The organism is Streptomyces glaucescens, from assembly GCF_000761215.1.
GTDB classification, from domain to species: domain Bacteria; phylum Actinomycetota; class Actinomycetes; order Streptomycetales; family Streptomycetaceae; genus Streptomyces; species Streptomyces glaucescens_B.
Map to the genome: position 1 here is coordinate 6,027,743 of NZ_CP009438.1, position 18,909 is coordinate 6,046,651.

Genomic DNA, 18,909 nt, shown 5'->3' on the forward strand with positions numbered 1-18,909 from the left:
CCCCTCCCACGGCGGCCTTCCGGGCCGTGGGGGCCCGTCTCAGGACGGCCTGCCGTAGCAGGAGGCCATCGCGGCGGCGCGGTCGCGCAGGGACGCGCGCAACCACTGCGGGGCCAGGGCCTCCGCGTCCGTGGTGAGCTGCCACAGCGCCCATTCGGCGTGTCGCGCGTCCTGGTAGGTCGCCTCCAGCCGCAGCCGGCCGTCCGCGTCGGGTTCCTCGGCGCGCACGGCCAGTGCGGTGCCCACCAGTTCCTCCCGCCGCGCCGGGTCCACCCGCACCAGCGCGGTGACGTGGTCGCCGGACAGGAACCGCGCGCACCGGTCCCGCCAGATCCGGTCCAGGTCGACCCGTTCCGGCCGCTGCGCCGGTTCGGGGAGTTCCTCGGCGGCCAGCACCCGTGACAGCCGGTAGGTACGGTCCGCGCCGGACCGGGTGGCCAGCAAGTACCCCCGCTCGCGCACGATGACCAGGCCGATCGGGTCCACGGTGCGCCACCGCGGCGCCTGGCCGGTGGCCGCGTAGTGGATGCGCAGCCTGCGGCCGGCGAGCACCGCGCGCCGCACCTCGGCCATCGTGGCGCCGGTCAGCTCCTCGCCGGACGGGCGGCGGGACAGCAGATCGGTCTCCGGGTCGACGAGCAGCCGCCGGGCCGCGTCACTCGCGGTGTCCCGGTGGCCCTCGGGCAGCGCGTCGGCCACCTTGCGCATCGCCGAGGCGAGCGCCGGGCCGAGGCCGAACACCTGCTCCGCGCGCCCCGATCCGGCGACCAGCAGGGCGAGTGCCTCGTCGTGGTTCATGCCGGTGAGATCGGTCCGGAAGCCGGGCAGCAGCGCGAAGCCGCCGTGCCGGCCGCGTTCGGCGTAGACGGGGACGCCGGCCGCGGACAGCGCCTCGATGTCGCGCAGCACCGTGCGGGTGCACACCTCCAGCTCGCGGGCCAGCGCGGCCGCGGTCAGCCGGCCGTGCCGGCGCAGCAGCAGCACCAACGAGATCAGCCGGTCGGCACGCATGCGGGGAACGCTAGCGAAATACGTGACGGAAGGTGTCGTGATTCGCGAGCAGGGTTGTCACCGTGACGCCGGAGCCGGTGCGCCGCCGAGCGGCGCCCTCCGGGCGTCCGTACGAACCGCCGGTGGATCGAATGGAGCTGATGTGGCGATGGAGCGATCGAAGGTCAACCCGTGGACGTGGTCGGAGCAACTGGGCTACAGCCAGGGCGAGGTCGTCTCCGGGCACACCCGGACCCTGTACTGCTCCGGGCAGACCGCGACGGGCGGTGACGGCAAGCCGCGGCACGCCGGTGACATGGCGGCGCAGCTGGCGCTGACCGTGGACAACCTGGAGGCCGTGCTCGGCGCGGCCGGCATGACCCTCGCGAACCTGGTCCGGCTCAACGTCTACACCACCGACGTCGACCGGCTCTTCGAGCACTACGGCGTGCTGGTGTCGCGGCTGGGCGCCGCCGGGGTGGCGCCCGCCACCACGATGCTCGGGGTGACCCGGCTGGCCCTTCCCGGCCTGATGGTCGAGCTGGAGGGGACCGCCGTCGCGTGAGGTGATCCCGCCGCATCCGGGAGGGCCGCCGGCCGGAACGGGTGCGGCGCGGGCGGCGCGTGTGCGGCGGGATCGACTCGCGGAGCAGGCGCGGCGGGAGGCCCGCGGCGGACCAGGCCGCCGTGCGATCCACTCGCGGAGCAAGGGCGGCGGGGTTCCCGTCGCGCGGCGGAGACGGTGGGCGCCCCCCCGTGCGGCGGGCCGGCGGGTCGGGCTCGTAGGGGGGCGCTGCGGGCGCGCGGCAACACCGCACCGAGCGCTGGGCGCCGGAGCGCCGCCGGGACTTCGACCACCGGGTCGCCGAGCTGCTGAGGGCCGCGGCGGCCGACGGCAGTCCGCGCGAGAGCAGCGCTCAGGATCAGTGCTCGGGATCAGCGCGCCGGATCAAAGCTCCGGTCTGTCCTCCGGGCGCGCCCCGCGGGTGGCTCCCGCCGACGCCGCCACCACGCACAGCACCGCGAGCCACTGCGACCAGTGCAGCGACTCCCGCAGCACGACGAGACCGATCAGGGCCGCCATCGCCGGTTCCAGGCTCATCAGGATGCCGAACACGCGCGGCGGCATCCTGCGGAGCGCCTCCAGGTCCAGCGAGTACGGGATCACCGACGACAGCAGCGCCACGCCGGCCCCCGCCGCCAGCACCCACGGCTGGAGCAGCGCCGTCCCGCTCTCGGCCACGCCGAACGGCACGGCCACCAGGGCCGCGACCGCCATCCCCAGGGCCAGCCCGTCGCCCTCCGAGGTGTGCCGGCCCAGGGCCGCGCCGACCAGGATGTACAGGCCCCAGAAGGTGCCCGCGGCGAGGGCGAAAAGGAGGCCGGCGAGGTCGAGGTCGCCGCGCCCGCCCGCCAGCATGACCACTCCGGCCGCCGCGAGCAGGGCCCAGAAGGCGTCCAGCCACCGCCTGGATCCCGCCAGGGCCACCGTCAGCGGTCCGAGGAACTCGATGGTCACCGCGATCCCCAGCGGGATCCGCTCCAGCGCGAGGTAGAAGCACAGGTTCATCAGGGCGAGGATCACGCCGTAGCCGACGACCACGGTCCAGGCCCGGCGGCTCATGCGCGGCGCCGGCCGCCACAACAGCATCAGCACCGCCGCCGCGAACAGCAGCCGCAACGCGACCGTGCCGAAGCTGCCCACCGCGCCGAACAGGTGCTTGGCGAGCGCGGAACCCACCTGGACGCTGACGATGCCGAGCAGGACCAGGGCGGGTGGCGGGATCGCGTCGAAGGCGCGCCCGGCGAGTGCGGGCGGAAAGGCCCGGGGAGAGGGGCCGCGTTCGGTTCCGTCGGTGACGTTCAGGGTGGCCACCCGTGGAGTATCGGTGCCCCGACGCCCGCGCGTCGCCCGGTTTTCGCCCGCCCGGGCACCGGGGAAGCCTCGTCGGTCTGCTTCGCCGCCCCCGCCCGCCTCCCCGCGGGGGCGGACGCGCGCCCGGTGCGGGGGCGGGCGACCGCCGGCGGGTCCCGGCGCGGACGTTTCGGCCGGCGCCGAAGGGATCCGCGCCTACCGTGCGGTCATGACCGCCGACCCGCCCACCGCGCCGACCGCCTTCGCCGGACTCCACCGCAGCGGACCGCCTCTCCTCCTGCCCACCGCCTGGGACCACGCCTCCGCGCGGCTGTTCGCCGCACAGGGCTTCACCGCGATCGGCACGACCAGTCTGGGGGTCGCGGCGGCGGCCGGACTGCCGGACGGTACGGCGTCGACCCGGGACGAGACACTGCGTCTGGCCCTCACCCTGGGCGCGGAGCCGTTCCTGCTGTCGGTGGACGCGGAGGGCGGCTTCTCCGACGACCCGCAGGAGGTGGGGGAGTTCGCCCGGGAGCTGGCCGCCGTCGGGGCCGTGGGGATCAACCTGGAGGACGGTCTCGGTCCGTCCGCCCGGCACGCGGAGAAGATCGCGGCGGTGGGGTCCGCGGCCCCCGGTCTCTTCGTCAACGCCCGCACGGACACGTACTGGCTGGGTGACGGCGAGGGCACCGTGCGCCGCCTGGCGGCCTACGTCGAGGCGGGCGCGGACGGCGTGTTCGTGCCCGGGCTGACCGACCCGGCCACGATCGCCGCCCTGGCCGCGGACCTCGACGGCGTTCCCCTCAACATCCTCTACGCGCCCCACGGCCCCAGCGTCGCCCACCTCGCGGACTTGGGGGTCCGCCGGATCAGCCTCGGCTCGCTGCCGTACCGGCGGGCGCTGGGCGCGGCCGTGGAGGCGGTGGTGGGAATCCGCGCGGGGCGCGCGCCGCAGGGCGCGATGCCGTCCTACGACGAGGTACGGGAGCCGGCCGGCGGGGCTCCCGGGTGAGCGTCGGCGCCGCCGAGCCGGAGCGGTCCGTCGCCGCACGCGGCGTGGTCACGCACGGGGGCCGCCGTGCTCCTCGCGGGGCCAGTGCGTCAGGGCCGTGTGCAGGGCGTCGACGGCACGGTTCCAGGACTGCTCCACGTCGCGGGGGGCGCCGAAGCCGCCGCCGGCCTCCAGGACGCAGTACCCGTGGAAGGTGGCGCGCAGCAGGCGCACGGCGTCGGTGAGGTCGGGTTCGCCGAGGCCGTAGGCACGCAGCATGCCGTAGGTGATCTCGGCCGTGCGGCGCAGCGCGGGGGAGTCGGCGAGGAGGGTCTGCTCGACCCGGATCTGGGTGGCCGCGTACCGGCCGGGGTGCTCCAGCGCGTACGCCCGGTAGGCGCCGGCGAACGCCGCCAGCGCCTCCTTGCCCGCGCGCCCGGCGACGGCCGCCGCGATCCGGTCGATCAGCTCGCCGCCGGCCCGCAGCGCCATCCGGGTGCGGAGGTCCTGGAGGTTCTTGACGTGCGAGTACAGGCTCGCGTCCTTGACGCCGAAGCGGCGTGCCAGCGCCGACAGGGTGACGTTCTCGAACCCGGCCTCGTCGGCGAGCTCGACGGCGGCCGTGACGAGACGGTCCGCGGTGATGCCGGCACGGGGCACGGTGCTCCCTCCCTGACTCCCCCCGCTCTCACCCAGGGGGACCCGGGAGGAGCCTAGTGGAGCCCGGCCGGCGGGGGCCGCCGGGCAGGGCGCGGCGGACGCCGCGGGCGACCCGACGACCGGCCGTGTCCGGTACCCCTGGCGCTCACCCCGGGGTCCCGCCCCATTCATCTTCCGCCCCGATCCTCCTGACGCGGCGCGGCTGCGCGCCCGACGAGTCGGCCGCGGAAGACGGCGGCATGGAGGAGGCACACATGGGGCACGTCCACGAGCACGGCCACGGGCACCACCACCACGACCACGATCAGCCGCACGGCCACGCGGCCCTGCCCGCCGCCTTCGACACCACCGTCCCCGACGAGGCCCTGACCCCCGAACAGCAGTCCCGCCGCTCGCTGCTGCGCCGCGCCGGACTGCTCGGCGCGGGCCTGGCGGCGGCCAGTGTGCTCACCCCGCGGTCGCAGCCGGCGAACGCCACCACGACCGCCGCGCAGGCCGCGCACGCCGCGGCGGGCGGCCGCAGGCGGGACGGCTTCCTGTGGCTGGCGGGCGACCACCACATCCACACCCAGTACAGCAGCGACGGGAAGTACCGCGTCGTCGACCAGGTACGGCAGGGCGCCCGGCACGGCATGGACTGGCTGGTCATCACCGACCACGGCAGCGCCACCCACGCCAGGATCGGCGTGGAGAAGGTCAACCCGGACATCAGGGCGGCCCGCGCGGCCCACGAGGACACCCTCGTCTTCCAGGGCCTGGAGTGGAACATCCCGGCCGCGGAGCACGGCACCGTGTTCGTGCACCCCGGCCGCAACGAGGTCGCCGTGCTGAAGCAGTTCGAGACCGACTACGACGGCGGCGTCCGGGGCGCCACCGACTCCACGCCCGCCAACGAGGCCCTCGCCGTGGCCGGCCTGGGCTTCCTCGCCGAACAGGTGCGGGCGCGCAAGGTCAAGGACGCGCTGATGCTGGCCAACCACCCCGCGCGGCGCGGCGTCGACTCCCCGCACGAGATCCGTGCCTGGCGGGACGCCACCCCCGCCGAGCACCGGATCGCCGTCGGCTTCGAGGGCGCCCCCGGCCACCAGGCCGCGGGTCTCCCGGCCCCGCTCGGCATGAACCGTGCCCGCGGCATCTACGACAACAACCCCGGCGCCAACTCCTTCCCCGGCTACCCGCCGGAGTCGTACCGCACCTGGGGCGGCTTCGACTGGATGACCGCCACCGTGGGCGGCCTGTGGGACAGCCTCCTCGCCGAGGGCAAACCCTGGTGGATCACCGCCAATTCCGACTCCCACCAGATCTACGGCGACACCACGACGCGCGGCCCGGGCGGCGACTTCGACCGCGACGGCCGCCACCCGGACCCCGTCTACGCGGGGAAGATCGACGTCACCCAGGGCGACTACTGGCCCGGCCAGTACAGCCGCACCCACGTCGGTGCCGACGGCTTCTCCTACGCCGCCGTCATGGACGGCATCCGCGCCGGGCGCATCTGGGTCGACCACGGCCAGCTGATCAGCGGCCTCGACGTGCGGCTCGCGGGCGGCCGGCGCTGGGCCACGCTCGGCGGCGCCCTGCACGTGCGCAAGGGCACCCGGGTCACGCTGACGGCGGACGTGGCGCTGGCCGGCGGCCCCAACTGGGCCGGGTTCGTGCCGCGGCTGGCCCGGGTCGACGTGATCCAGGGCGACGTCACCGGCGAGGTCGCGGACAAGGACACCTTCACCGCCCCCACCGCCAAGGTGGTCCGGTCCTTCGAGGTGAACAAGTCGGCCGGCACGGTCCGCCTCGGCTACGACCTCGGCCGGGTGGACCGCCCCGTCTACGTCCGGCTGCGCGGCACCGACGGCAACCGCACCGCCGTGGGCCCGATGGGCGCGGCCGTCGACCCGGCGGGCCCGGCGCTCGACGTCGTCGGCGACGCCGACCCGTGGCGCGACCTCTGGTTCTACTCCAACCCGGTGTGGGTGCTGCCGTCATGACCGGGCCGTACGCCCTCACCGTGGACCCGGGGCTGACCGACCTGCGCGCGGCCGACCGCCTGCTGCGCACGCTCGCGGCCGAACTCGCCCTTCCCGAGGGCACCTTCGGATGCACGCACCTGCTGCGGGACGGCCGGCCGCGGGTCGCCCTCTCCCTCACCACGTCCGCGCCGGACTGCCGGGAGCGGCTGGCGGCGCGCGGGTACGAGGTGACGGACGGCGCCCCCGACGCGGTGGGGCGCGCGGTGCTCTTCCCGGGCGCGGACGGCCTCACCGGCACCCTGACGGTCGCTCGGCTGCTGTCCCGTTCCGCGATCGACCGGGTGAGCGTGCTGGGCGCGGGCGGGGCGCCCGACCCACGGACGGAGCTGGTGACCCGGGACCACGTCCGCCCGCAGTGGCAGCGGGGCGAACTGGTGCTGACCGCCATGCCCGCCGCGGGCGGCCGGCTCACCCCGTTCGAGGTGCCGGATCCGACCCCGTGCTGCGCGGACCACTGACCCGGGCGCAACGGCCGTCCGCCGGCCGGCGCCCGGTGCGGGCCCCGGCCGGCGGCGGTGTCCCGGCCGGTCGCCCGGAGAGCGTGAGGTGCGGACGGCCCGCGGGTGGTACCGCGGCGGCGGGCTTCCGGCGAAGGCCGCAGGAAGGGGGCCGTGAGGTCGGTCCGTGCCGACCGCACCGCAGCCCCCCCCCGTGCGGCCTCAGCCCCGCTCGCCCAGGACGTCGCGCACGAAGGCGTTGGCGAACTTGCCCGCCGGGTCCAGCTCCCCGGCCAGCGCGGCGAAGTCGCCGAGCCGCGGGTACCGCTCCCGCAGCACCTCCGCCCGCACCGTGAAGACCTTGCCCCAGTGCGGTCGCGCCCCGAAGCCGTCCAACGCCCGCTCCAGCCGGCGTATCACCGGCAGCACGGCAGCGGTGTCCGGGATCCAGGTGAAGTGCAGGGCCACCGAGTCCCGGCCGTGCGCGGGGCTCAGCCACTGGTCGTCGGCGGCGACGGTGCGGATCTCGCACGTCTGCAGCAGGGGGGCGAGCGCGTCCCGGATCCCGTCGACCGCGTGCAAGGCGTCGACCGCCGACCCCAGCGGCAGCAGGTACTCCGACTGCAACTCCGCCCCGCTGCTCGGCATGAACTCCGCCCGGAAGTGCGGCAGCCGCTCGTGCCACGGCCCCGGCACCCCGAACTGGGCGGTGCAGTTCACGGCCGGCATCCCCGGCACCGGGTGCATGGCCCCCGTGGCGGGCACGGCGCGGTCGAACCCGGCGTAGGGCCGGTCGGTGCGCCGCTTGACCCACACCTGCCGGAAGCCGGGCGCACCCCAGTCGGTGAACAGGCTGACGCTGTACGCGGCTCCCATCACCGCCTCGAACGCCGCCCGGTCCAGCCCGGCCTGCGGCAGTTCGGTGAACACGTACTGCTCCACCTCGAAGGCCGGCTCCAGGTCGAGGGTGAGAGCGGTGACGACGCCGAGTGCCCCGAGCGCGGTCACGGCGCCGCCGAACCGTTCCTCGCCGCGCGCGATCCGCACGGCCGACCCGTCGGCGGTGACCAGCTCGACCTCCCGCACGGCCGTCGAGAGCGGGCCGTTGCGCAGGCCCGAGCCGTGCGTCCCGGTCGCCACCGAGCCGGCCACCGAGATGTGCGGCAGCGACGCCATGTTGGCCAGCGCCAGCCCGTGCCGGTGCACGACACGGGCCAGTTCCGCGTACCGGACTCCGCCCGAGACCCGGACCGTCCGCGCCGCGGTGTCCACCTCGATCTCGGGCGGCAGTCCGGCCAGTGACAGCAGCGCCCCGTCGGGGCCCGGCTCGGCGATCTCGTTGAAGGAGTGCCCGCTGCCCAGCACCCGCACCCGCGCGCTGTCCGCGACCAGTGCCCGCAGCGCGCCCAGGGAGTGGGGGCGGTGCAGCTCCTTGGCGGCGTACGTGATGTTGCCCGCCCAGTTCGTCACCGACACGGCCTCGGTCATACGGCGTACTCCCTTTCCGGGGATCGAGATCGAGGCAGTGTAGGCGGGCCCGGCCACCCGGCCGAGAGCGCTTTCAGCATCCGGAACGGACATAACCGGAAACACTCGGGCAAAAATCGGGAAGCAGCACCGCCTGGGGTGGACCCGGCTGCACACCCGCGAAGGCACGGGGCATACCGTGAGGAGTCGCACGCCGCACACGGAAACGCCGCAGGGAGGAGACACGGGATGGGCAGCCGCACCGCGCTCGTCGAGGATCTGATGGAGCGCTTCCCGCATGTGCCGCGGGAGGCGGTCTTCAAGGAGGACCTGCTCCGCGGAGGTGTGGCCTTCGACCCCTCCGCCCTGAGCGACAACGAGGACGGCGAGGTCAAGCCGAAGTCGTACTTCATCTTCTCCTTCGACCACGGCACCCTGCCGGAGCTGGGCGAGGCCGCCCTGCGCCGCCCGCCCGAGGAGATCATCCTCACCGGCGGCCCCTACGACCTGCGCCGTACCGTCGTCTCCGTCCGGGTGAACCCCGCCTCCCCCTACCGGGTCGCCGCCGACGACGCGGGCGTGCTCGGCCTCTACCTCGATGGCAAGCGCATCGCCGACGTCGGCGTGCCGCCGATGCCCGAGTACTACCGGCACACCCTCTCCAACGGGAAGTCCGTGATGGAGGTCGCCCCGACCATCCAGTGGGGCTACCTGATCTACCTCACCGTCTTCCGGGTGTGCCAGTACTTCGGCGCCAAGGAGGAGTGCCAGTACTGCGACATCAACCACAACTGGCGCCAGCACAAGGCGGCCGGCCGGCCCTACACGGGCGTCAAGGACGTCGAGGAGGTGCTCGAGGCCCTGGAGATCATCGACCGGTACGACACCCAGAAGGCCTCCACCGCGTACACCCTCACCGGCGGCGCCATCACCAAGACCGTCGCCGGCCGCGACGAGGCCGACTTCTACGGCCACTACGCCAAGGCCATCGAGGAGCGCTTCCCCGGCCGCTGGATCGGCAAGGTCGTGGCCCAGGCGCTGCCCAAGGCCGACGTCCAGCGGTTCAAGGACTACGGCGTGCAGATCTACCACCCCAACTACGAGGTGTGGGACCGCCGCCTGTTCGAGCTGTACTGCCCGGGCAAGGAGCGCTACGTCGGCCGCGACGAGTGGCACCGGCGCATCCTCGACTCCGCCGACGTCTTCGGCGCCCGCAACGTCATCCCCAACTTCGTGGCCGGAGTCGAGATGGCCGCCCCGCACGGCTTCACCACCGTCGACGAGGCGATCGCGTCGACCACCGAGGGCCTGCGCTTCTTCATGTCGCACGGCATCACCCCGCGCTTCACCACCTGGTGCCCCGAACCGACCACCCCGCTCGGCAGGGCCAACCCGCAGGGCGCGCCGCTGGAGTACCACATCCGGCTGCTGGAGGCCTACCGCGCGACCATGGACGAGTTCGGCCTCACCTCCCCGCCCGGCTACGGCCCGCCCGGCCCCGGCCGCGCCGTCTTCTCCGTCAGCTCCTTCATGGACAGCCTGTCGCCCGAGGACGCCGTCGTCGCCGGAAAGTGAACCCCGGGACAGCGCTTGTCAGTTGCGGGGGAGCCGTGAAAGGGTCGTGCCCGCCCCCGAGGTTCCCCACAACTCCCCTGCCGCCGCGGTGAGTCGACCTCGCATGCGCCGCCACGCAGGAGACACATGCCCGACCCGCCGACTCCCCGGGACGCCGTCGAGGCGGCGCTGTTCACCGAGTGCTGGGACCCGGTCCTCCGCTACGCCGACCTGTGCGCCGCCGGCCCCGCGGAGGCGACCCGGCTCGCCCGGGAGGCGTTCGCCCGGGGCGTCCGGGAAGCCCGCGGCAGCGGGTCCGCCCTGCCGCACGGCACCGGCCGCCGCCCCGCCCGGCTGCCCCGGATCCCCCTGCTGCTGACCGCCGTCCGCGCCACGGCCGCCGCCTGGGAGGCCGCGGGGCAGGGCCACCACCTCGCCCCCGGACTGCGGCGATGGCTCACCTCCGACGACGCCGCCCGTCACACCGGCCCGCCGCCGCGCCGCCCCCTCGCCCTGCGCGCCCTGCGCGACCTGCCGGAACCCGACGCCGCCCTGCTCTGGCTGACCGAGGTGGAGGCGCTGCCACCGCCCGTGGCCGCCCGCCGGCTCGGCCTCGACCCGGACGGCGCCGTCGCCGCCCTCACCGAGGCGCGGCGCCTGTTCCGCAACCGCTGCCTGCGCGCCCTCCTCGACGCGCCGCCCGCCCCCGAGTGCGGCCGCTGCACCCGCCTGCTGGACGCCGCCACCCGCACGCCGGGCACCGAAATCCCCGAGGACCTCTCCCGCCACCTCGCCCGCTGCGTCGACTGCGCCGAGGCCGAAGCCTGCCTCCGGCCGCACGGCGGCGCCCTGCCCGCCGCCCTCGCCGGCGGGGTGCTCGGCTGGGGCGGCCCCGCCTACCTGGAACGCCGCCGCCACGCCGCCGGCGCACGGCACAGCCCCGGCCGCCCCGACACCCCCGGGCACGAACCGGACGACGGCGCGAGCGGGCAGCCACGCGTCCCGCGCAACGGGCTCCTCGCCGCCGCCGCCCTCGTCTCCCTGCTGGCGCTCGGCGTCACCCTCGCACCCGTCGTGCACACCACCGGCCGTGCCACCGCGCCCGGCGAGACGACAACCACCGGACCCGGCCCGGCCGCCGCGCCCGGCGAGACGAGGACCACCCGCCCCCGCCCGTCCCCGACCACCACACCCACACCCACACCCGCCACCCGGTCCGCCCGCCCGGCACCCGCCGGCCCGCCCCCGCCCGCCCCGCCCGCCACCACAGCCGCCACCGCCACCTCCGGCCGGCCGGACACGCGCCCACGCCCCGGCCCCGACCCGGAGCCCCAGGTCACCGCCACCGCCACCGCCACCGCCCCCACCGCACCGGACCGCACCCGCACCGGCCACCCCGCCTGCCGTGTCACCTACACCCTCGACAACCAGTGGCCCGACGGCTTCCAGGCCACCGTCACCGTCCGCACCGACCGCCCCCTCGACGACTGGCACGTCGACTGGACCTTCCCCGACGGCCAGCGGGTGAGCCGGATGTGGGACGCGAGCTTCACCCAGGACGGCCCGCGCGTCACCGCCCGCGCGGCCGGCCACAACCGGACGGTCCCCGCCGGCGGCACCCTCACCTTCGGCTTCCTCGCCTCCTGGCAGGCCCGCAACGCCCCGGCGTACGACATCACCCTCAACGGCCTGACCTGCCCGACGCCCTGACGCCCCGACGACCGGGCGGCGCGAGGGCGCGGCGGAAGCCGCGGAAACACGCGGCTGCGCCGCCGGCCGACAGCGGAAGACCCGGCTGGAGGGCCGGGACGGAAAAAAACCGGTGGCACCCCTCGCCCCGACACGTCTAGGGTGTCCGTGTGTTCGTGATCCGGGCGGCGACAGGCCGCCCGGCCGGACGGAAGCGGATGAGGAGGTGTCGACCGATGGCTGTCTCTGTGACGGGTGCTGCCCGCATTCAGGAGTCCGTCAAGTCCACCTCCGCGGTCACCGGCTGACCTCACACACCTTCACCGTGCCGGGACCGCCCTTGTGAAGGGCCATCCCCTTGACTTCCACCTCCGCCATGTCCACCGCGCTCGCTCCCTACGGCTGGGACGACGCCTGGGCGGAACAGTTCACCCCCTACGCCGCCGAAGGGCTGCTGCCCGGGCGGGTCGTACGAGTCGACCGCGGCCAGTGCGACGTGGTCACCGCCGACGGCGTGATCCGCGCGGACACCGCCTTCGTCACCCCGCACGACCCGATGCGGGTCGTGTGCACCGGCGACTGGGTCGCCGTGGATCCCGCGGGCACCCCGCGGTACGTACGCGCCTGCCTGCCGCGGCGCACCGCGTTCGTGCGGTCCACCTCCTCCAAGCGGTCCGACGGGCAGATCCTCGCGGCCAACGTCGACCACGCCGTCGTCGCCGTGTCGCTCGCCGTCGAACTCGACCTCGGCCGGATCGAGCGCTTCCTCGCGCTCGCCTGGGAGTCCGGCGCCCAGCCCCTGGTCGTGCTCACCAAGGCGGACCTCGTCCCGGACCCGGCGACCCTGGCGCACCTCGTCCAGGACGTGGAGACCAGCGCGCCGGGCGTGCCGGTGCTGTCCGTGAGCGCCCAGGACGGGGAGGGCCTGGACGTGCTCGTCGCCCTCCTCGGCTCCGGTACGTCGGTGCTGCTCGGACAGTCCGGCGCGGGCAAGTCCACCCTCGCCAACGCGCTCAAGGGGGAGGACGTCATGGCCGTGCGGGCGGCCCGCGACGTCGATGGCAAGGGCCGGCACACCACCACCACCCGCAATCTGCTCGCCCTGCCGGGCGGCGGCGTGCTCATCGACACCCCCGGACTGCGGGGCGTGGGCCTCTACGACGCCGAGACCGGTGTCGAGCAGGTGTTCGCGGAGATCGAGGAGCTGGCCGGGGGCTGCCGGTTCCACGACTGCGCCCACGAGTCCGAGCCCGGCTGCGCGGTGACCGCCGCCGTCGAGGCCGGGGAACTGCCGGCCCGCAGGCTGGACAGCTACCGCAAGCTCAAGCGCGAGAACCAGTGGATCGTCGCCAAGACCGACGCCCGGGTCCGGGCGGAGCTGCGCCGGGACTGGAAGCGCAAGCACGCCGAGGGCCGGGCGATGGTGGAGGCCAAGCGGAAGGGCTGGCGGTAGGACGGGGGACGGGGCGTCCGGGGCCCGCCCGGCCCGGACGCCCATGTCCGATTTCCGCCAGCCGCGCTGTCCGCCGTGGCGGAGACTGGATCCCGTGATGGACTCCGTGATGGACGAGGACAGCAGGTACGAGGCCGTACGCAGCCGGGACGCCCGGTTCGACGGCGCGTTCTTCTTCGCCGTCGAGACCACCGGCATCTACTGCCGGCCGAGCTGCCCGGCGGTGACGCCGAAGCGGCGCAACGTACGGTTCTTCACCACGGCCGCCGCCGCGCAGGGCTCCGGATTCCGGGCCTGCCGGCGGTGCCGGCCGGACGCCGTGCCCGGCTCGGCCGACTGGAACGTCCGCGCGGACGTCGTCGGCCGGGCCATGCGGCTGATCGGCGACGGCGTCGTCGACCGGGAGGGCGTCGCGGGACTCGCCGCCCGGCTGGGCTACAGCGCGCGGCAGGTCCAGCGGCAGCTCACCGCCGAACTCGGCGCCGGCCCGGTCGCGCTCGCCCGGGCGCAGCGGGCGCACACCGCGCGGGTCCTGCTGCAGACCACCGGGCTCCCGGTGACCGAGATCGCGTTCGCGGCCGGCTTCGCCAGCGTGCGGCAGTTCAACGACACCATCCGCGACATCTACGCCATGACCCCGAGCGCGCTGCGCGCCGCCGCGCCCCGGGCGGGCGGCCGCACCACCCGCGGCCCCGGCACGCCGGCCGCCGGCATCCCCCTGCGCCTCGCCCACCGCGGCCCCTACCAGGCCGCCCCCGTCTTCGACCTGCTCGAACGCGAAGCCGTCCCCGGCGTCGAGGAGGTGACGGGCCCGCCGGGCGCCCGCGTCTACCGCCGCACCCTGCGGCTCCCCTACGGCACCGGCATCGCCGCGGTCCAGGAGCGGCGGGGGAGCGGACGCCCGGGCAGCGCGGTCGCCCACCCGGGCGGCTGGCTCGACGCCCGGCTGCATCTGACCGACCCCCGCGACCTGACGACCGCCGTGCAGCGGCTGCGCAGGCTGTTCGACCTGGACGCCGACCCGTTCGCCGTCGACGAGCGGCTGGGCGCCGATCCACGGCTCGGTCCGCTGGTCGCGGCCCGGCCGGGGCTGCGCTCGCCGGGCACCGCCGACCCGGAGGAACTCGCGGTGCGGACCCTGGCCGGGCCGTCGGCGGCGGAGCTGGTGCGGCGCTACGGCAAGGCGCTCGACGCGCCCTGCGGCAGCCTCACCCACCTCTTCCCCGAACCGGCGGTCCTCGCGGAAGCCGAGCCCGGCGGTCCGCTCGGTGCCCTCGCCGCCGCCCTCGCCGACGGCGCCGTACGACTCGACCCGGGCGCCGACCGCGACGACGCCCAGGCCGCGCTGGAGTCCCTGCCCGGCCTGGACCCGGCCGCCGTGGCCGCGATCCGCGCCCGCGCCCTGGGCGACCCGGACGTCGCCCCGCCCGGCGCGGACGTCCCCGACACCTGGCGCCCCTGGCGCTCGTACGCCGTACAACACCTGCGCGCAGCAGGGGAGTGGGAGTAACCCGTGAGCAGCACCTACTGGACGCACCTCGACAGCCCGCTCGGCAGGCTCCTCCTCACCGCCGACGCTGACGGCGCCCTGACGTCCCTGACCGTGCCCGGCCAGAAGGGCGGGGCGGTGGTGCGGGAGGAGTGGCGGGCGGACGGCGGCCCCTTCCGCGAGGCCGCCGCACAGCTCACCGCCTACTTCGCGGGCGACCTCGAGGAGTTCGCGCTGCCGCTGCGGGCGCACGGCACCGCGTTTCGCGAGCGGGTCTGGGCGGCCCTCGACGACATCCCCTACGGGGCGACCACGACCTACGGCGAGATCGCCCGGCGGATCGGGGCACCCCGGGCCGCCGTACGCGCCGTCGGCGGGGCGATCGGCGCCAATCCGCTGCTGATCGTCCGCCCCTGCCACCGGGTGATCGGCTCCGACGGAGCCCTCACCGGCTACGCGGGCGGCCTCGACCGCAAGATCCGGCTCCTCGAACTGGAGGGCCTGGTGGTCCAGGGGGTGGCGAACGCCCCCTGAGACGCAGCCGGGGGCCGGTCGTCAGGCGGAGGCGGCGGGCCGGTCGTCGTCCAGGCCCCAGCTGTACACCCGGCGCGGGCGGATCCGGATCAGCTCCTCGCTGAAGTGCGGACCCAGGTCGTGCGGGCCCACCAGCAGCTCGGCCTCGCCCCGGACCTCCACGCCGCGCACCTTCCACGGCCGCAGGCTCGCGATGTCGTCGGCGACCAGCGCGAGCAGCGGGTTCTTCTGGAGGTTGCGCCACTTCTTGGTACGGCCCATGGTGTAGCCGCCGATCAGGATCGTGTCGTCGTCCTGGAGGAAGTAGGCGACCGGGTTCGCCTGCGGCTGGCCCTGCGGATCCACCGTGGCCATCCGCCCCAGCCGCTGTCCCCGCAGATACGTCCGCTCGGCCTCGCTGAACTCGTTCATGCCGACCAGCCAAGCACGCCGCCACGCCGTCACAGCACTTCGCCGTCTCAGGGCGCGGGGCGTACGGAAGCGCGCCGGGGAGTCAGCCCAGGAACACCGCGCCCAGCCACGCGCCCATGATCAGCAGGCAGGCGACCAGCTCCGCCAGCACGCTCCACCCACCGGACCGCATCGCCGTGCGCAGCGCCGCCCGCGCCTCGCCGGACCGGCCCAGCCGCAGCCGCTCGCACAGGTAGATCCCGCCCAGGAAGCCCGGCACCGCGCCCAGCACCGGCAGCAGGAAGAACCCGAGCAGCGCGCCGAGACCGGCGTACACCGCCATCCGGACGGTCGCCCCGCTCGCCTGGAGCCGTCGCGGTGGCAGCGCCCAGCGCACCACCTGCGAGAGGAACAACGCGACGGTGGCGCCGACCAGCACCCACCAGGCGACCGGTCGCGGATCCGTCAGGGCCCACCACATCACCGCGGCCCACACCAGCCACGACCCGGGAACGCCCGGCAGGAGCACTCCGCACAGGCCGAGCAGCATGACCAGACCGACCAGCAGGAGCTCCCACACTCCCATGAGCCCAGGGTGCCCGAGCCCGCCCGGGCGCGCAGTCCGCGCGGGCGGGTGCGGAGCCACGGCGGTCAGGGACGCTCGCGGGCCACCCAGCCGCGCTCGTGCGCCTGCCAGCCGAGCTGCATCCGGGTCGTCACCCCGGTCAGCTCCATCAGCCGCTTCACCCGGCGCTGCACGGTCCGCAGGCCCAGGTCGAGCTGCTTGGCGACACTCGCGTCCGTCATCCCGGCGAGCAGCAGCGACACGATCTCCAGGTCCGTGCCGTCGGGCCCGTCCGGTTCCTGCTCGGTGACCCCCGACCCGCCGAGCCGCAGCGGCAGCGCCTGCCCCCACACCGACTCGAACAGGCCGGACAGCAGCTCCAGCAGCCCGCTGGCGTGCACCACGAGCGCGGCCGGCTCGGCGGTGGGACGGGTCAGCGGCACCAGCGCCAGCGAGCGGTCCGCGACGACCAGCTTCGTCGGCACCCGGTCCGCCACCCGCACCTGCTCGTCCCGGGCGAGCGCGGCGGTCAGCTCGGTGATGCCGTCCGGCCGCCCCAGCACGGCCCGCTCGACGACCACCCGGTAGCGCACCCCGCGCGCGGCGGCCCGCTCCTCGGCGTCGTTCTCCATACCGGTCACGGCCACCGGGTCACCGGTGACCAGCGCGCACACCTCCTCCGCCGCGCCGAGCTGCACCTGCAGGAACCGCTGGGTGACCGCCGCCGCGCCGATCACCACCTCGACCAGGTCGTGCACGGCGGGCTCGGCGGCCGCCGCCCGGTACTCCTCGGCGAGCAGTGCCGCCGTCAGCTCCGCCCGCTCCAGCTCGTGCCGCTGCTGGACGAGCAGCGCGCCCAGCGCCACCCCCGGCGGGGCGGCCACCCAGCGGCCCGGGCGGGCGGAGGACTGCGCGGCGAGCCCGTGCCGCTCCAGGCGGCGCAGTGCCCGCTCGGTGTCCTGCTCGCCCAGCGCCAGCCGGCGCGCCAGATCGGGCAGGTCGGCGGCGCCCGCCGCGACCAGCGCGCGGTACGCCGCCTCGTGCCGCTCGTCCAGCCCTATCGCTGCCAGCACCAGGCCCCGCCCCTCCCCGACGATCGGTCCCACGGTGTCCACCCGTGGCGGGAACCGGCCACGGCGCGAACCCGCCGTCGCACATCATCGCCGTACCGCCTCGCCCTCTGCCAAGGTGGGGTCACCGGTGCCGACGGGGGCCGGGCCTGTTGGCGTCGCCGGGCGGTTCTCCCGTGGGGGGTGGAGCCGCCCGGCGGCCGCCGCACCCGCCCGCACCGCTGCCCGGCGCCCTGCCCCGGCACGCCGCGCGACGCGGCACGGAGGACGGGATTTTTCCCGATGACCCGTTTCCCGCCGGGCGGCTCGGTGGACAATGACCGGCATGAGCCAGCAGGGGGGAAGGCCCACCGGTGACTCCGACGACTGGTGGGGGCAGTTGTACGACGACGCCACCGAGGACACGGGCCCCACACGGACGCCGGATTCGCTGGACGACCGGTTCGCCTCCGCGTCCGGAGCGGTGACCGGCGGGCCGCCCGGCCGGGGTTCGCCGGACGACGGCCCGGCCCGCGCGCCGGGTGCCGCCCCCGGTCCGGCGGCCGCACCGGGGCCCCGCGTACCGGCCCCGCGCGGCGGCCCGGCCGCGGTGCCCGTGCCACCGCCCGCGTCACCCGGCCGCCCCGCCGTCCCGCCGGGTACGCCCGCCACCCCGCCCGCCGACCCGCAGGCCGCGCCGCCCCCGTCGCCTTCCGCCCCCCTCCCGCACGTCGGCTCCGGGCCCCCGACCTACGATCCGGAACCGACCGCGCTGCCCGCCGCCGACCCCGACGACCTCGGCGACCTGGTCCCCGACACGGTGCTCGACGGTGCCCGGCACGGCACCTGCACCCTGCGGGCCGCCTCGGTCCGCGGCGACTTGGCCCGCCACCGCGGCGAGCCCCGCCGCGACGCGCTGCTCACCGCCCGCTTCGGCAGCGGCGACCACGCGCTGCTGCTCGTCGCGCTGGCCACCGGGGCCCGGGCCACCCCGCGCGCGCACCGCGCCGCCGCCGAGCTGTGCCGGTGGATCGGCGGAGCCGTCGGCCGCAGCCACGCACGGCTCGCCGACGACATCCGCGCGGGCCGCCGCGGCGACCTGAAGTCCGGCCTGCACCGGCTGACCGCCCGCAGCCTCGGCAGGCTCCGGGCGGGCGCCGCCGACCAGGGGCTGCGCCCGGAGGAGTACGCGGCCACCCTCCGCTGCCTGCTGCTGCCCGCCGACCCCGCCTGCCGGACCCGGGTGTTCTTCGGCGTCGGCGCGGGCGGCCTGTTCCGGCTCCGCGACGGCGGCTGGCACGACATCGAGCCCCGGGTCACCGAGGTCACCGGCGAGCCCGTGGTGGGCTTCGGCTCGCCCCCCTCCGCGACTCCCGCGACTCCCGCGATGCCCGCGACTTCCGAGACGCCCGCCGGCTCCCCCGAGGCCCCGCGGGGCGACCGGCTCACGGGGGACCCCCGCGTCCCGGCACCCCCGGGCCCGTACGACGCGCCCCCCGAGCCGCCCCGGGAACCGTTCCGGTTCCGCGCCTCCGTCGCCCGGCCGGGTGACGTCCTGCTGCTGTGCACGGCCGGGCTCGCCGAGCCGCTGCGGGGCGAGCCCGCCCTCCCCGCCCAGCTGACCGGACGGTGGTCGCACCCGCGGCCGCCGGGCCTCGCCGCGTTCCTCGCCGACGTGCAGACCCGGGTGAAGGGGTACGCCGACGACCGTTCGGCGGCGGCGGTCTGGGAGGCGTGAACGCGCCCGGTGTGGATT

At 75.9% G+C, this 18,909-nt stretch carries 17 protein-coding genes; 10 read left to right on the forward strand and 7 right to left on the reverse strand.

Going from position 1 to position 18,909, the window contains the following annotated elements; translation table 11 throughout:
- Positions 1-39: 39 nt before the first annotated feature.
- Positions 40-1,011: a helix-turn-helix transcriptional regulator gene (locus SGLAU_RS26080; protein ID WP_043504928.1), complete on the reverse strand. Its 972-nt coding sequence runs from the start codon at positions 1,009-1,011 to the stop codon at positions 40-42.
- 148 nt (positions 1,012-1,159) lie between these two features.
- Here SGLAU_RS26080 and SGLAU_RS26085 point away from each other — a divergent pair, with 148 nt between their 5' ends.
- Positions 1,160-1,555 carry a RidA family protein gene (locus SGLAU_RS26085; protein ID WP_043504929.1) on the forward strand — a complete coding sequence of 132 codons (396 nt, stop codon included), beginning with the start codon at positions 1,160-1,162 and terminating at the stop codon, positions 1,553-1,555.
- A 384-nt stretch (positions 1,556-1,939) separates the two neighbouring features.
- On the opposite strand, the gene SGLAU_RS26090 is transcribed toward SGLAU_RS26085, so the two are convergent.
- Positions 1,940-2,866: an EamA family transporter gene (locus tag SGLAU_RS26090; RefSeq protein WP_043504930.1), complete on the reverse strand. Its 927-nt coding sequence runs from the start codon at positions 2,864-2,866 to the stop codon at positions 1,940-1,942.
- A 208-nt stretch (positions 2,867-3,074) separates the two neighbouring features.
- On the opposite strand from SGLAU_RS26090, the gene SGLAU_RS26095 reads away from it, so the two are divergent.
- Positions 3,075-3,860 (forward strand): isocitrate lyase/PEP mutase family protein, encoded by a 786-nt coding sequence (locus SGLAU_RS26095; protein WP_043504931.1) that lies wholly within the window; start codon positions 3,075-3,077, stop codon positions 3,858-3,860.
- Positions 3,861-3,908: 48 nt separating this feature from the next.
- Here the strand turns inward: SGLAU_RS26095 and SGLAU_RS26100 are convergent, their stop codons facing one another.
- A complete protein-coding gene (locus SGLAU_RS26100) occupies positions 3,909-4,499 on the reverse strand; it encodes a TetR/AcrR family transcriptional regulator (RefSeq protein ID WP_043504932.1) in 591 nt (196 codons plus the stop codon).
- A 254-nt stretch (positions 4,500-4,753) separates the two neighbouring features.
- On the opposite strand from SGLAU_RS26100, the gene SGLAU_RS26105 reads away from it, so the two are divergent.
- On the forward strand, positions 4,754-6,484 hold the full coding sequence (locus SGLAU_RS26105) for a PHP domain-containing protein (RefSeq protein ID WP_043504933.1): 1,731 nt from the start codon (positions 4,754-4,756) through the stop codon (positions 6,482-6,484).
- Positions 6,481-6,984, forward strand: a complete 504-nt coding sequence (locus SGLAU_RS26110) for a hypothetical protein (RefSeq protein ID WP_043504935.1) — start codon at positions 6,481-6,483, stop codon at positions 6,982-6,984. The genes SGLAU_RS26105 and SGLAU_RS26110 overlap by 4 nt, the downstream gene beginning before the upstream one ends.
- Before the next feature lie 201 nt (positions 6,985-7,185).
- Here the strand turns inward: SGLAU_RS26110 and SGLAU_RS26115 are convergent, their stop codons facing one another.
- Positions 7,186-8,451 carry a D-arabinono-1,4-lactone oxidase gene (locus SGLAU_RS26115; RefSeq protein WP_043504936.1) on the reverse strand — a complete coding sequence of 422 codons (1,266 nt, stop codon included), beginning with the start codon at positions 8,449-8,451 and terminating at the stop codon, positions 7,186-7,188.
- Between the two features lie 228 nt (positions 8,452-8,679).
- On the opposite strand from SGLAU_RS26115, the gene SGLAU_RS26120 reads away from it, so the two are divergent.
- From SGLAU_RS26120 to SGLAU_RS26140, 5 genes are all read left to right on the forward strand, one after another.
- Entirely contained in the window at positions 8,680-10,005 is a 1,326-nt protein-coding gene (locus tag SGLAU_RS26120) for a radical SAM protein (protein ID WP_043504937.1), read from the forward strand.
- Positions 10,006-10,131: 126 nt separating this feature from the next.
- Entirely contained in the window at positions 10,132-11,694 is a 1,563-nt protein-coding gene (locus SGLAU_RS26125) for a cellulose-binding domain-containing protein (protein WP_043504938.1), read from the forward strand.
- A gap of 337 nt (positions 11,695-12,031) precedes the next feature.
- The gene (rsgA, locus tag SGLAU_RS26130) at positions 12,032-13,126 is read left to right on the forward strand and encodes a ribosome small subunit-dependent GTPase A (RefSeq protein WP_043504940.1); all 1,095 of its coding nucleotides are present in this window, start codon (positions 12,032-12,034) and stop codon (positions 13,124-13,126) included.
- A gap of 97 nt (positions 13,127-13,223) precedes the next feature.
- Positions 13,224-14,636, forward strand: a complete 1,413-nt coding sequence (locus SGLAU_RS26135) for a DNA-3-methyladenine glycosylase 2 family protein (RefSeq protein ID WP_099052859.1) — start codon at positions 13,224-13,226, stop codon at positions 14,634-14,636.
- Between the two features lie 3 nt (positions 14,637-14,639).
- Positions 14,640-15,149, forward strand: coding sequence for a methylated-DNA--[protein]-cysteine S-methyltransferase (locus SGLAU_RS26140; RefSeq protein WP_043504941.1), 510 nt, complete (start codon positions 14,640-14,642; stop codon positions 15,147-15,149).
- 21 nt (positions 15,150-15,170) lie between these two features.
- On the opposite strand, the gene SGLAU_RS26145 is transcribed toward SGLAU_RS26140, so the two are convergent.
- The 3 genes from SGLAU_RS26145 to SGLAU_RS26155 form a co-directional block, all read right to left on the reverse strand.
- The gene (locus tag SGLAU_RS26145; RefSeq protein WP_043504942.1) at positions 15,171-15,560 is read right to left on the reverse strand and encodes a PPOX class F420-dependent oxidoreductase; all 390 of its coding nucleotides are present in this window, start codon (positions 15,558-15,560) and stop codon (positions 15,171-15,173) included.
- Positions 15,561-15,642: 82 nt separating this feature from the next.
- Complete coding sequence (locus SGLAU_RS26150; RefSeq protein WP_043504943.1) at positions 15,643-16,125, reverse strand: DUF456 domain-containing protein; 483 nt, start codon at positions 16,123-16,125, stop codon at positions 15,643-15,645.
- 65 nt (positions 16,126-16,190) lie between these two features.
- Complete coding sequence (locus SGLAU_RS26155; RefSeq protein ID WP_043507051.1) at positions 16,191-17,177, reverse strand: helix-turn-helix domain-containing protein; 987 nt, start codon at positions 17,175-17,177, stop codon at positions 16,191-16,193.
- 322 nt (positions 17,178-17,499) lie between these two features.
- Between SGLAU_RS26155 and SGLAU_RS26160 the strand changes: the two genes are divergently transcribed.
- Positions 17,500-18,891 (forward strand): protein phosphatase 2C domain-containing protein, encoded by a 1,392-nt coding sequence (locus SGLAU_RS26160; RefSeq protein ID WP_043507052.1) that lies wholly within the window; start codon positions 17,500-17,502, stop codon positions 18,889-18,891.
- Positions 18,892-18,909: the final 18 nt, after the last annotated feature.

Coding starts and splice junctions, on each gene's coding strand:
- SGLAU_RS26110 (WP_043504935.1), top strand. CDS start 6,481: ATGACCGGGCCGTACGCCCTCACCGTGGACCCGGGGCTGACCGACCTG.
- SGLAU_RS26160 (WP_043507052.1), top strand. CDS start 17,500: ATGAGCCAGCAGGGGGGAAGGCCCACCGGTGACTCCGACGACTGGTGG.
- SGLAU_RS26095 (WP_043504931.1), top strand. CDS start 3,075: ATGACCGCCGACCCGCCCACCGCGCCGACCGCCTTCGCCGGACTCCAC.
- SGLAU_RS26085 (WP_043504929.1), top strand. CDS start 1,160: ATGGAGCGATCGAAGGTCAACCCGTGGACGTGGTCGGAGCAACTGGGC.
- SGLAU_RS26115 (WP_043504936.1), bottom strand. CDS start 8,451: ATGACCGAGGCCGTGTCGGTGACGAACTGGGCGGGCAACATCACGTAC.
- SGLAU_RS26080 (WP_043504928.1), bottom strand. CDS start 1,011: ATGCGTGCCGACCGGCTGATCTCGTTGGTGCTGCTGCTGCGCCGGCAC.
- SGLAU_RS26120 (WP_043504937.1), top strand. CDS start 8,680: ATGGGCAGCCGCACCGCGCTCGTCGAGGATCTGATGGAGCGCTTCCCG.
- SGLAU_RS26150 (WP_043504943.1), bottom strand. CDS start 16,125: ATGGGAGTGTGGGAGCTCCTGCTGGTCGGTCTGGTCATGCTGCTCGGC.
- SGLAU_RS26105 (WP_043504933.1), top strand. CDS start 4,754: ATGGGGCACGTCCACGAGCACGGCCACGGGCACCACCACCACGACCAC.
- SGLAU_RS26145 (WP_043504942.1), bottom strand. CDS start 15,560: ATGAACGAGTTCAGCGAGGCCGAGCGGACGTATCTGCGGGGACAGCGG.
- SGLAU_RS26125 (WP_043504938.1), top strand. CDS start 10,132: ATGCCCGACCCGCCGACTCCCCGGGACGCCGTCGAGGCGGCGCTGTTC.
- SGLAU_RS26135 (WP_099052859.1), top strand. CDS start 13,224: ATGGACTCCGTGATGGACGAGGACAGCAGGTACGAGGCCGTACGCAGC.